The organism is Microbacterium sp. KUDC0406 (assembly GCF_021582875.1).
Lineage (GTDB): Bacteria > Actinomycetota > Actinomycetes > Actinomycetales > Microbacteriaceae > Microbacterium.
In genome coordinates, this window is the sequence record NZ_CP091138.1 from 1,740,150 (window position 1) to 1,753,184 (window position 13,035).

Annotated in this window: 7 protein-coding genes, 3 pseudogenes and 1 riboswitch; of the genes and pseudogenes, 1 reads left to right on the forward strand and 9 read right to left on the reverse strand. The window is 67.7% G+C overall.

Annotated elements, in window-relative coordinates:
* Positions 1-32: 32 nt before the first annotated feature.
* From L2X99_RS08755 to L2X99_RS08800, 9 genes and pseudogenes are all read right to left on the reverse strand, one after another.
* Complete coding sequence (locus tag L2X99_RS08755; protein ID WP_236135871.1) at positions 33-1,691, reverse strand: peptide ABC transporter substrate-binding protein; 1,659 nt, start codon at positions 1,689-1,691, stop codon at positions 33-35.
* A gap of 169 nt (positions 1,692-1,860) precedes the next feature.
* Positions 1,861-4,748: pseudogene (gene gcvP, locus L2X99_RS08760) on the reverse strand (aminomethyl-transferring glycine dehydrogenase).
* On the reverse strand, positions 4,748-5,125 hold the full coding sequence (gcvH, locus tag L2X99_RS08765) for a glycine cleavage system protein GcvH (protein WP_236123996.1): 378 nt from the start codon (positions 5,123-5,125) through the stop codon (positions 4,748-4,750). The pseudogene gcvP and the gene gcvH overlap by 1 nt, the downstream one beginning before the upstream one ends.
* Complete coding sequence (gene gcvT, locus L2X99_RS08770; protein WP_236135872.1) at positions 5,122-6,228, reverse strand: glycine cleavage system aminomethyltransferase GcvT; 1,107 nt, start codon at positions 6,226-6,228, stop codon at positions 5,122-5,124. The genes gcvH and gcvT overlap by 4 nt, the downstream gene beginning before the upstream one ends.
* 167 nt (positions 6,229-6,395) lie before the next feature.
* Positions 6,396-6,489: riboswitch (glycine riboswitch) on the reverse strand.
* Positions 6,490-6,626: 137 nt separating this feature from the next.
* Positions 6,627-7,473 (reverse strand): annotated as a pseudogene (locus L2X99_RS08780) (ABC transporter ATP-binding protein).
* A pseudogene (locus tag L2X99_RS08785) lies at positions 7,470-8,334 on the reverse strand (ABC transporter ATP-binding protein). The pseudogenes L2X99_RS08780 and L2X99_RS08785 overlap by 4 nt, the downstream one beginning before the upstream one ends.
* Positions 8,331-9,323, reverse strand: a complete 993-nt coding sequence (locus L2X99_RS08790) for an ABC transporter permease (RefSeq protein ID WP_236123992.1) — start codon at positions 9,321-9,323, stop codon at positions 8,331-8,333. The pseudogene L2X99_RS08785 and the gene L2X99_RS08790 overlap by 4 nt, the downstream one beginning before the upstream one ends.
* The gene (locus L2X99_RS08795; protein WP_236123990.1) at positions 9,316-10,311 is read right to left on the reverse strand and encodes an ABC transporter permease; all 996 of its coding nucleotides are present in this window, start codon (positions 10,309-10,311) and stop codon (positions 9,316-9,318) included. The genes L2X99_RS08790 and L2X99_RS08795 overlap by 8 nt, the downstream gene beginning before the upstream one ends.
* A gap of 53 nt (positions 10,312-10,364) precedes the next feature.
* Positions 10,365-12,059, reverse strand: coding sequence for an ABC transporter substrate-binding protein (locus L2X99_RS08800; protein ID WP_236135873.1), 1,695 nt, complete (start codon positions 12,057-12,059; stop codon positions 10,365-10,367).
* A 226-nt stretch (positions 12,060-12,285) separates the two neighbouring features.
* Between L2X99_RS08800 and L2X99_RS08805 the strand changes: the two genes are divergently transcribed.
* Entirely contained in the window at positions 12,286-12,951 is a 666-nt protein-coding gene (locus L2X99_RS08805; RefSeq protein ID WP_442923505.1) for an NUDIX hydrolase, read from the forward strand.
* The last annotated feature ends 84 nt before the right edge of the window (positions 12,952-13,035 follow it).

Consider the following 13,035-nt stretch of genomic DNA (forward strand, 5'->3'; position numbering starts at 1 on the left):
GTCGCCGCCTCATGACGTGCCTTACCGAATGCTTACTTCTTCGACTTGGTGATCTCGTAGTAGAGCGGCACCGAGTTCCAGCCGAACTTGACGTTCTGCACGTCCTCGGAGAAGCCGCCGTTCACGTTCTGGTACCAGAGCGGGATGACCGGCAGGTCCTTGAGGATCTGCTCCTGCGCCTTCTTGTAGGCGGCGAGGGCGTCCTTCTCGTCGGTCGCCGCAGCACCGGCCGCGAGATCCTTGTCGACGTCGGCGTTGGAGTAGTCGCCGTCGTTCGACGAGGCGCCGGTCGCGTACAGCGGGAACAGGAAGTTGTACAGCGACGGGTAGTCGGCCTGCCATCCGGAGCGGTTCGCGGTCTGGATGGTGCGCTTGCCGTCAGCGCCCCGGGCGTTGACCGCCGCGCGCAGCGTGGCGAAGTCGACGTACGCCTTGCCGCCGGCGTCGATGCCGAGCGTGTTCTTGATCGAGTTGGTCACCGCGTCGACCCACACCTGGTGGGGGCCGTCGGAGTTGTACGCGATCTCGAACTTGCCCGACCACGGCGAGATCGCGTCGGCCTCGGCCCACAGCTTCTTCGCCTCGTCGGGGTTGTACTTCAGCACGTCGCCGCCGTCGAGCTTCTCGCCGCCGCCGTCGATCACCGGGGAGGTGAAGTCGACAGCCGGGGTGCGGGTGCCGTTGAACACCTTTTCGGTGATCTCGTCGCGGTTGATCGACATCGAGATCGCCTGGCGACGGAGGTTGCCCTCTTCGCCGGAGAAGTGCTTGATCTGCTCGCCGATGGTGAACGACTGGAAGATCGCGGCCGGCTGGTTGACCGCACGGTCGCCGAGCTCGTCCTGGTAGACGGCGAGCGAGGACTCGGGGATCTGGTCGATCACGTCGACGTTGCCGCCCTGCAGGTCGGCGTACGCGGCGTCGAACGAGGCGTAGAACGTGATCGTCAGACCGCCGTTCTCCACCTTGCGGTCGCCCTTGTAGTCGGGGTTCTTGACCAGGTCGATCTGGACGTCGTGCTGCCAGGCGCCTTCCTTGGCCAGCTTGTACGGGCCGTTGCCGATCGGGTTCTCGCCGAAGGCGGCCATGTCGTCGAAGGCGACGTCGGGCAGCGGGTAGAACGCCGAGTAGCCCAGACGGGTGGCGAAGTCGTTCGCGACCGGGGTGGACAGTTCGATCGTGAAGGTCTGATCGTCGACCTTCTTCAGACCGGTCAGCTCGGAGTCCTTCTCGGCGCTGTAGCCGACGATGTCGGCGAACCAGGACTGGTTCAGCTGCTTGTTCGACAGCTGCGCACCCCAGTTCCAGGCCTTGATGAAGTTGTCCGACTTCACGTCGGAGCCGTCGGTGAACTTCTGTCCCTTCTTGAGCGTGACGGTCAGCGTGGTGGGGCCGTCGACCTTGATCTCGTCGGCCATGTCGTTGACCAGCTTGCCGTCACCGTCGTAGAAGGCGAGGCCCGCGAAGATCGCGTCGAGGATCTTGCCGCCGCCGACCTCGTTGGTGTTCGTCGGGATCAGCGGGTTCTCGGGCTCGGAGCCGTTCGTCTTGATGATGGCGTTCGGGTCGACGTTGGCGTCGGAGCCGCCGTCGGTCGGTTCCGGGTTGGAGCCCGAGGTGCATCCGGCGAGTGCGATCACACTCGTCGCCAGCAGTGCCGCACTCGCGAGTGCGATCTTGTTGCGCTTCACTTGTGTCCTCCTATGGACGTAGAGCGTTTCCGTGCTCAGCCTCGAGCACAGCATGGGTCGATTCTACGGTCCTGCGCGCGTGATCGACGACAACTGTTATCCACCCTTAACCGAATTCCGCCCCGTCGCACGAGGCGACGGGGCGGAATTCCGCGGCGGATGCCGGCGATCAGGCGAACGCCTCGATCGGCGGGCACGCGCACACGAGGTTGCGGTCGCCCCAGGCGTTGTCGATGCGGCGCACCGGGGGCCAGTACTTGGTCGAGATCTGCGCGTGCACCGGGTAGGCCGCCTGCTCACGCGTGTAGGCGTGCGTCCAGTCGCCCGCGATCAGCGAGGCCGCGGTGTGCGGCGCGTTCACCAGCGGGTTGTCATCGGCCGGCCAGGTGCCGGCCGCGACAGCGTCCGCCTCGGCCTTGATCATGATCATCGCCTCGATGAACCGCTCGATCTCGCCCAGGTCCTCGGACTCCGTCGGCTCGACCATCAGCGTGCCCGCGACCGGGAACGACATGGTGGGCGCGTGGAAGCCGTAGTCGATGAGACGCTTGGCGACGTCGTCGACGGTGATCCCGGTGGCCTCCTTGAGCGGGCGCAGATCCAGGATGCACTCGTGCGCGACCCGGCCGTTCTCACCGGTGTACAGCACCGGGTAGTGGTCGGCCAGGCGCGCGGCGATGTAGTTGGCGGAGAGCACCGCCACGGCTGTCGCCTCGCGAAGGCCGGCCGCGCCCATCATCCGCACGTACGCCCACGAGATCGGAAGCACGCCGGCGGAGCCGTACGGTGCGCCGGAGACCGGGCCGCCCGCGAAGACGAATCCGCCCGCATGCGCGTCCTTCTGCGCCTGCGGGTGTCCCGGCAGGTGCGGCGCGAGATGCGCCTTGGCCGCCACAGGCCCGATGCCCGGTCCGCCGCCGCCGTGCGGGATCGCGAACGTCTTGTGCAGGTTGAGGTGCGACACGTCGCCGCCCAGGTCGCCGAACCGCGCGTAGCCGAGCAGGGCGTTGAGGTTCGCGCCGTCGACGTACACCTGACCGCCGGCCGCGTGCACGGCCGCCGTGATCTCGGTGACCTGCTCCTCGTACACGCCGTGCGTGGACGGGTAGGTGATCATCAGCGCGGCGAGCTCGGCGGCGTTCGCCTCGATCTTCGCGCGGAGGTCGTCGAGGTCGACGTTGCCGAGCTCGTCGGTCGCCACGACGACGACCTTCATGCCGGCGAGCACGGCGGATGCCGCGTTCGTGCCGTGCGCGGACGACGGGATGAGGCACACCGTGCGGTGCTCCTCGCCGTTCGCAAGGTGGTAGCCGCGGATCGCGAGCAGCCCCGCGAGCTCGCCCTGCGAGCCGGCGTTCGGCTGAAGCGAGACCGCGTCGTACCCGGTCACCTCGGCGAGCCACGTCTCGAGCTGGTCGATCATCTGGAGCGACCCCTCGACGTCCGCGCGCGGGGCGAACGGGTGCAGCTGGGCGAACTCCGGCCAGGTGATGGCCGCCATCTCGGTCGCCGCGTTGAGCTTCATCGTGCAGGACCCCAGCGGGATCATGCCGCGGTCGAGCGCGTAGTCACGGTCGGCGAGCTGCTTCAGGTACCGCATCATGGCGGTCTCCGAACGGTGCGCGTGGAACACCGGATGCGTGAGGTACTCGTCCTCGCGCAGCAGGGCGTCGGGAAGGGCGTGTGCGGGCAGGAATCCGAACGATCGGACACCGCCCTCCTGCGCCCGGCTGAACGCGGCGACGGTGCGGAAGACGTCCTCGAGCGTCGTAGTCTCGTCGACGGAGACGCCGACGGTGTCTTCGTCCACCAGCCGCAGCAGCGTGCCGAACTCATCGTGCGCGCGCTCGACGATCGCCGCCGCCCGTCCGGGGACCCGCACCGAGAGAGTGTCGAAGAACTCGCGGTGCACGAGTTCGGCGCCCTCCTTCTCCAGCTCCGTGCCGAGGAAGCGGGCGGTCGCACCAACGCGGGACGCGATGTGGCGCAGCCCGTCCGGGCCGTGATAGACGGCGTACATCGAGGCGATCACGGCCAGCAGCACCTGCGCGGTGCAGATGTTCGAGGTGGCCTTCTCACGGCGGATGTGCTGCTCGCGGGTCTGCAGCGCCAGCCGGTACGCGGGGTAGCCGGAGGCATCCTGCGAGACGCCGACGAGGCGGCCGGGCAGCTGGCGCTCCAGACCCGTGCGCACCGCCATGTAGCCGGCGTGCGGGCCGCCGAACGCCATCGGCACGCCGAAGCGCTGGGTCGTGCCCACCGCCACATCGGCGCCGAGCGAGCCGGGCGAGCGCAGCAGCGTCAGCGCGAGCAGATCGGCGGCGACCACCGCGAGGCCGCCCGCGATGTGCGCCGCGTCGATCACGGCACTCGGGTCGGCGACCCGGCCCGACGCACCCGGGTACTGGACGAAGACGCCGAACAGCTCGTCGGGCAGCTCTTCGCCGGCGGCGAAGTCCCGCTCCATGAGCTGGATGCCGACCGCCTCGGCGCGGGTGTGCAGCAGCGCCTTGGTCTGCGGCAGCGCATCGGCGTCGACGACGAAGACCGGGACTTCGTCTTCGACGCACGACGCGCGAGCAGCATGCCCTCGGCGACCGCCGTGGACTCGTCGAGCATCGATGCGTTGGCGGTCTGGAGCCCGGTGAGGTCGGACACCATGGTCTGGAAGTTGATCAGCGCCTCCAGGCGACCCTGCGAGATCTCCGGCTGGTACGGCGTGTACGCCGTGTACCAGGACGGGTTCTCCAGCACGTTGCGCTGGATCACGCTGGGAGTGATGGTGCCGTAGTAGCCGAGCCCGATCATGGCCCGGTTCACGGTGTTGCGGCTCGCGAGTGCGCGCAGCTCGACGAGAGCCTCGGCCTCGCTCGCGGCGACGGGGATGACGGTCTCCCCGGGCTGCGTGAAGATCGAGCCCGGCACGGCCTGGCGCATCAGCACATCGATCGGGTCGTCCTGGGTTCCTGAGCCCGTCGAAGGGACGCCGAGGGCATCGAGCATCCGCCCCCGGTCACCGGCGTCCGGCCCGATGTGGCGGTCGGCGAACGAGACCATCAGGCCCCCGTGATGGCGACGTAGCCGTCGCGGTCGAGCAGGCCGTCGAGGGCGCCGTCGGCGACCTCGACCTTGATCAGCCAGGCATCCTCGAACGGCGACGAGTTCAGCAGCGCAGGGTCGTCGACGACGCCGTCGTTGATCTCGGTGACGGTGCCAGAGACGGGAGCGTAGAGCTCGGAGACCGACTTGGTCGACTCGGCCTCGCCGAACACGTCGCCGCGGCTCAGCTCGGTGCCGACGGCCGGCAGCTCCACGAAGACGATGTCGCCGAGCGCGTCAGCGGCGAAGTCGGTGATGCCGACGGTCGCGACGGCGCCCTCGAGGGCGACCCACTCGTGCTCTTCGCTGTACTTGAGGGTGGTCAGATCGGTCATTTCGTCCTCCGGTAGAAAGGCAGTGCGGTCACGGTCGCGGGGATCTTCGTCCCGCGCACATCCAGGAACAGCGGGGTCTCCCCCGACTTGTGAGACGGTGCCACGAAGGCCATGGCGATGGGATGCCCGAGGGTCGGGCTCAGCGCGCCGCTGGTGATCTCGCCCACGGCGGTGCCATCCTCGAGAACGACCGCATAGCCGGCGCGGCCGGCGCGGCGGCCCTCGGCGACGAGGCCGACCAGCACCGGAGCATCCTCGGACGGCGTCACGGCATCCTTGCCGACGAAGCGCTCCTTGTCGGCGACGACCACGCGGCCCAGCCCGGCCTGCGCGGGCCGGGTCTCGCGGTTCAGCTCGTGACCGTACAGCGGCATGCCCGCCTCGAGGCGCAGGGTGTCGCGCGCTGCGAGGCCTGCGGGCACGAGGCCGTGCGGCTCACCCGCGGCGAGAACGGCATCCCACATCGCCTCGGCGTCCGAAGCGGCGACCAGCAGCTCGAAACCGTCCTCACCGGTGTAGCCGGTACGGGCGACGAGCACGGGCCCGCCTGCGAAGGTCGCGCTCGCCCAGGCGTAATACTTCTGCTCTGCCCACGGCACGCTGACCTCATCCAGACCCTCGATCGCCGAGACGATCGTCTCTGCCTTCGGGCCCTGGACGGCGATCAGCGCGTAGTCGTCGGAGACGTCGGCGACGGCGACATCGAACCGCTCCACGCGCGCCGAGAGCGCCTCGCTGACGAACTCCCGGTTTCCCGCGTTCGAGATGATCAGGTACTCGGCGTCCTGCAGCCGGTAGACGATGACGTCGTCGATGATGCCGCCGTCCTCGGCGAGCAGCAGCGAGTACTTGGCCTTGCCGACGGCGAGGGCGGAGAGCCGGCCGGCGAGCGCGTAGTCGAGGTACTCCCCCGCCTGGCCGCCGACGACGGTGAACTCCGCCATGTGCGAGATGTCGAAGACACCGGCGGCCTGGCGCACGGCGTGGTGCTCGGCGAGATCGGACGTGTAGCGCACCGGCATCTGCCAGCCGCCGAAGTCGGTGAAGGACGCTCCGAGCGCCTCGTGGCGCGTGCGGAGCGGGGTGTAGCGGGGTTCTGTCATGAGTTCTCCCGTTGCGGGTGGGGACACGGCGGATCACCGCGTCCTGCGAACTCCCCCTCTGTCATGGGCCTGAGAGCTTCGCCCAGCCGTCCGACAGGCTCAGGGAGCCAGAAGGGTTTCGGGGCTTTCACCGTCGGCGGATGCGTGCGCATCTCTTTCAGAGCGGCCGGACGCGGGCGGTGGGGGTACCTGAGAGATTGGCGGGGAGGCTTGCTCCTTCGGTGCCCGGCTGCCAGCACCGGGCTCTCCCGCACGCGTCGTGCGGCCATGCTTTTCAGTTGTGATGGTGTCGTGGGCACTGCTCCGCCCAGCATACCGGTTCCGGATGCCGGAGAAGAAGAGCCCGCCCGCGCATCAAGGGGCCGTGCGCGGGCGGGGGCTGTGGGGCGGGAGCAGGGTCAGACGCCGCTGAGCTCCCGGCGCACCTCGTCGCGCAGCCTGCCGAGGTTCTCGGGATCCGGTGCGGCGTTCAGCAGGGTCTTGGTGTAGTCGTGCTGCGGGTCGAGGATGACGGTGTCCGCCGGTCCGCGCTCCACGACGTCGCCGCCGGTAGAGCACCATGATCTCGTCGCTGAAGTGCCGCGCGGTGGCCAGGTCGTGCGTGATGTAGAGCACGCCCAGGTCATCCTCGCGCTGCAGGTCGGCGAGCAGGTTCAGCACGCCGAGGCGGATCGAGACGTCGAGCATCGACACCGGCTCATCCGCCACGATGAAGCGAGCGCCGGGCGCGAGCGCGCGTGCGATCGCGACGCGCTGACGCTGCCCGCCGGACAGTTCGTGCGGACGGCGGTCGGCGAAGCTGTCGGCGGGCGACAGGCGCACCCGATCGAGAAGCTCCAGCGCCCTGGCCCTGACCTGCTTCCCGGACAGCTCCGGATGGTGGATGCGCAGCGGCCGCTCCAGGTGATGCGCGATCGAATGGTACGGGTTCAGCGACGCGAACGGGTCCTGGAACACCATCTGCACGTCGGAGCGGTACCTCGCGATCTCCCGCCCGCTCGTGCCGCTGCTGCGTCCGTTCAGCAGGATCTGCCCCGAGGTCGGCGTCTCCAGCTTCATCAGCATCCTGGCGATCGTCGACTTTCCGGAGCCCGACTCGCCCACCAGCGCGATGGTCCGCCCCGCCTCGATCGTGAACGACACGTCCTTCACCGCGTGCAGCTTCGAGGTCTTCAGTCCGGAGCGCAGGGTGAAGTCCTTCACCAGATTCCGGGCCTCGAGCGTGGGCCTCGCCTGATCGTTCATCGGACCTGCTCCTGACTCGGCATTCTGCCGGTGCGCACGAAGTCGCCGCGCTCGCCGCGCAGGCTGGGGAAGCTGGACAGCAGCCGTCGGGTGTACTCGTGCTGCGGTGTGCGGTAGATCTCCTCCGCCGTGCCCTGCTCGACGATCCGGCCCTGCAGCATGACCGCGATGCGGTCGCTGATCTCGATCAGCATCGGCAGGTCGTGGGTGATGAAGATCACGGCGAAGCCGAGCTTCTCGCGCAGCCGCATGATCTCGCGGATGATGCCGCGCTGCACGACGACGTCGAGCGCCGTCGTGGGCTCGTCCATGATCATGACCTGAGGGTCGAGCGCCAGGGCCATCGCGATCATCATGCGCTGGCGCATGCCGCCGGACAGCTCGTGCGGGAAGCTGCTGAGGCGGTTGGGATCGACGCCGACCAGAGTGAGCAGCTCGTCGGCGCGCTCCTTCTTCGCCGCCTTGGACATGCCCGGCCGGTGGGTGTCGAAGATGTCGTAGATCTGCGCCTTCACGCTGATCACCGGGTTGAGCGAGTTCATCGCACCCTGGAAGACCATCGACACCTTGTCCCAGCGGAAGGCGCGGAGGCCGTCGGCGGCCAGCGCCACCACGTCGATGTCGGTGCCGGAGCGATCATGGAAGATGATCTCGCCCTCGGTCATCAGCGCCGGCGGCTTCAGCAGCCGGGTGAGGCCGTAGGCGAGCGTGGTCTTGCCGCAGCCGGATTCTCCGGCCAGGCCGAGGATCTCACCGTCGGTGCAGGGTGAGCGACACGCCGCGAACGGCCTTCACCGGAGGATCGACCTCGTACTCGATGCTGATGTCGCGTGCGGTCAGCACCGCTTCGGGCGCGGTCATGCGGAGGCTCCCTTCGTCTTGGCCGCCTTGCGCACGCTGCGAGCAGCCGCCGGGGCGTTGCGCAGCTTCGGATTGATGACCTCGTCGATCGAGAAGTTGATCAGGGCGAGGCCGCAGCCGAGCATCGCGATCATGATGCCCGGCGGCACGAACCACCACCACGCTCCACGGCCGAGCGCCTGGCCCGACTGCGCGTCGTTGAGGATCGTGCCCCAGGTGATCGACGAGGTCGGACCGAGGCCGAGGTAGGATAGGCCGGCCTCGTTCACGATGGCGAAGATGATCGCGAACAGGAACTGCGCGGTGAGCAGCGGCAGCAGGTTCGGCATGATCTCCACGAGGATGGTGCGCCAGGACCGCTCTCCGGCGACCTTTGCCGCCGAGACGTAGTCCCGGGTGCGCAGCGAGCGCGCCTGCAGCCGCAGAACGTAGGCGGCACCCGCCCACGACGTGACGCCGAGGATCACCGCGACCAGCTGCCAGCTGCGACTCGACACGAACGAGGCGATGACCATGACGAGCGGGAGCCCCGGGATCACGATCATCACGTTGGTGATCAGCGCCAGGACGTCTTCCCGCCATCCGGCGAGGTAGCCGGCCAGCACGCCGAAGAGCAGCGAGAGCAGGATCGCGATCAGTCCGGCCACGAGGCCGACGGCGAGCGAGCCGCGTGCTCCGGTCGCGAGCTGGGCGAACATGTCGTTGCCCAGCTTCGTGGTGCCCAGAAGGTGCTCCCAGGACGGCGGCTGCAGCGAGTCGTTCGCGGTGCTGCGCGGATTCTGCGCGAAGATCGGCGCGATCAGCGCGAAGGCGACCGTGAAGACCACCAGGGTGACGCCCACGATGAACTTCGGGGTGCGAAGGGCCGCCATCCTGCGCCCTCGTCGCTGCTGAGATGTGGCCAGCGCGACGGTGCTCGCCGGCGCCGTGGTCGGTGCGTTGTAGCTGATCTCATCCGCATCGGATGCGGCGGTCTGTGTCTCAGTCATTCTGGCGTGCCCTCGGGTCGACGAACCCGTACACCAGGTCCATGAAGAAGTTGGCGCCGAGCACCGCGATCGTGATGACGAGGAACAGACCCTGCATCAGCGCGTAGTCGTTGTTGGTCACGGCTTGGAACATCAGCTTTCCGATGCCGGGGTAGGTGAACACCTGCTCCATGACGATGGAGCCGGCGACCACGAAGCCGAGCGTGATCGAGAAGCCGGCGATGGACGGGATCGCAGCGTTGCGCGCCGCGTACGTGGTCATGATCCGGCGAGGTCGGAGTCCCTTCGCCTCCGCAGTCACGACGTAGTCCTCGGCGAGCGTGGAGACCATCATGTTGCGCATCCCGAACAGCCACCCGCCGGCTGTGCTGATCACGATGGTGATGGCGGGGAGGATCGCGTGCCGGAAGGCATCCGCGAAGAACGCCCAGGACGCCTCCGGTCCGTCGGGGAACTCGAACACGTCGTACCCGCCGAACATCGGGAACCAGCCGAGCGTCACCGCGAAGATGAACACCAGGATCAGCGCCAGCCAGAAGTACGGGATGGACTGCAGCACGGTCGTCGCCGGGATGAGGTGATCGACCCATGTGCCGCGCTTCCAGCCGGTCCAGGCACCGAGTACCAGACCGAGGACGAAGGAGATGATCGTCGCTGTCCCGACCAGGATCAGCGTCCACGGCAGCGCGTCGGCGATGAGCTCGGAGACCGGGGTGGGGAACTTCGTCACCGAGACCCCGAGGTCGCCCCGGAACATCTGGCCCCAGTACTGGAAGTACTGCTGCCACAGGGGTGCGTCGTCACCGCCGAGGAGCATCTTGATGTTGCGGATGGTCGATTCGGAGACCTCGCCACCCGCGCGCTGCATCTTGGCGATCATGATGTCGGCCGGGTCGCCCGGCATCAGCCGGGGCAGCAGGAAGTTGAGAGAGATCGCGGCCCACAACGTGAACGCGTAGAACCCGATCCTTCGTGCATAGAACTTCATTTCACGACTTCCTTGACTTGACTGCTGCCCCGGCTGACCTCATGGCGTGGAGGTCACTCCACCGGCTTCAGGTGCTGGAGGATGTAACCCGCCGCGACGGCGCCCCAGGACGGCGGGAACGCGTACAGGTCGTCCTCGGTCGGCCAGCCCGTGTACTCCTTCGAGTTGTAGAAGGTCTGGGTCGCGTTGATCACCAACGGGATGTACGGCAGGTCGCGGACGATCTCGGTCTGGATCGTGCCGTACAGCTCCTTCTTCGTGGCCTCGTCGTTGGTGCTGATCGCCTTCTGCACGGCGTCATCGACGACGGGGTTGCTGTAGCGGCTGAAGTTCCAGCGGCCCGCGGGGACCTCTTCACCGACCTTGGCGGTCGAGCCGACGGCGGTGCCACCGAACCAGTCGCGGTAGATCTGGAACGGGTCGGCCACAGACGTGCCGACGACGCCGCCGACGATCAGCTGGAACTCGCCGCCCTGACGGGCGTCGGAGAACTCCTGCCACTGCACGGTGGAGACGTTCAGCTTGATACCGGCATCCGCCGCCTGCTCGCCCATCAGCTTCGCCGCGTCGTTGTAGTCGGTCCAGCCGTCGACCGAGATGAGGTTCATCTCGAGCGTCTTGCCGTCCTTCGCATAGAACCCGTCGGAGCCCTTCGCGTACCCGGCAGCCTCGAGGATCTCGCCGGCCTTCGCCGCGTCGGCCTTCTGCGGACTCAGCTTGTTCGCGTCGTCGGCGACCCACTTCTCGTCACGCGGGATCTGCGCGAAGGTCGGCGAGATCTCACCGGTCATACCGACGAAGGCCTTCTCGTCGATGACACCGCGGTCGACCGCCACGTTCAGCGCCTGGCGCACGGCGACATCGGTCTGCGCGCCGGTGCAGCCCAGGTCGGCGTTCGAGCATGTGTACAGCACCGTCGGGTCCTGCGGCGTGTTGATCCACTCGATCTTGCCGTTCTTGGTGACATCCTCGGGGTTCGGGATGAACATTCCGGTCCAGTCGAGCTTGCCTGCGGCGAGCAGATCCTGCGCGGTCTGGTTGTTGTCGACGGCGATGTACTGAACCTTCTTGATGGCGAGCTTGTCGGCATCGCGGAAGTTCTTGTTGGCCACCAGGCTGTACGACTCGCTCGTGGTCTTGTCCACGACGTACGCACCCGACCCGACCGGCTCCTCGTTCGCGAAGTTCGCGAAGTCGGTGATCGACTCCCAGATGTGCTTCGGCAGGATGTAGGTCGAGCCCATGCGCTGGAACTCGGTGGTGTACTGCGCCGCCTTGTACTTCAGGACGACGGTGGTGTCGTCGCTCGCCTCCGCGGACACCAGGCCGTTACTCTCGGGGTTGTTGCCCGCGTAGCCGAATGTGAACGCCACGTCCTCGGCCGTGAGCGGCTCGCCGTCGGACCACTTGAGCCCGCTCTTGATCTTGACGGTGATCTCGGTGCCGTCCTCGTTGTACTCGAACGAGTCGCCGAGCAGGCCGACGGGAGCGTCGTCCGCCGTCTTGTTGTAGAAGAACAGCGGCTCGTAGACCGGCCCGAGCGCGCCGTGCAGCACGGTCGGGGCGAAGGGGTTGTAGTTCGCCTTGATCGGCGTCTGGCTGCCGGCCCACACACGCAGTGCGCGGTCGCTCGAGCCCTTGCCGTCGGACCCGCTGTCCCCGGTCGAGCAACCGGTGAGTGCGAGCGCGAGGACAGATGCCCCCGCCACGGCGGTCAGCGCGATTCGGCGCGTCCCGGTACGAATCATTTGCCTTACTTCCTCTCGGTGCTGCTTTGCAGGAGCGGTTTCCTCCGTCATGGAGGGCAATCCCGAATGGGTTTGTTAGGACAGTAACCTAACAAACTCCCGCTCGGTGGAGCAAGGAGGGAACGACGGACTTCGATAACGTTTCGGACTCGGCACGAACGCGCGTCGGGGCGCGGCGCCGGCGGATGCCGCCAAGACCTGCGGCCACACCCCATAGGCTCGAGGTGTGACAGCGAGAAGCACCGAGCAGGACGCCATCCGCGTCGCCGTCTCGACCGTGATCTTCTCGCTGCGTTCGGCGGCGGAGGGCGATCGGCTGATGCTGCCGCTCGTGCGCCGCACGCGCGACCCGCACCTCGGCATGTGGGCGCTCCCCGGCGGCTGGCTCGACGCCGACGAGGATCTGGACAGCGCCGCTTCGCGCACCCTCGCCGAGACGACAGCCCTGATGCCGAGTTACCTGGAGCAGCTGTACACGTTCGGCGAGGTGGACCGCTCTCCGACCAGGACCGTCTCGATCGTGTACTGGGCGCTGCTGCGCTCCGACCTCGTCGACACGCAGCGCTCGACGGCGGGCGCCCCTGAGAACGTCGAGTGGTTCGACGTGGACGCCCTCCCCGCTCTCGCATTCGATCACAACCGCATCGCCGAGTACGCCCTGTGGCGTCTGCGCAACAAGGTCGGCTACAGCCGGATCGCGGCGGGCCTGCTGCCCGACGAGTTCACGCTGTCCGAGCTCCGGGAGGTGTATGAGGCCGTGCTCGGCCGACGTCTGGACCCCTCCAACTTCCGTCGCCTGCTGGAGGGCACCGACGAACTGGTCCCGACGGAGTCGTATCGCACCGGCAAGCACCGTCCCGCACGCCTGTACCGCTACAACCGCGAGTCCTGAGGCGAGAGCGCGGCCTCGCCCGGCGTCCCCCGCGTGTCGGCGACCTGGGATTGCACTTCTGGTCAGAACGACATAATCTGTTCC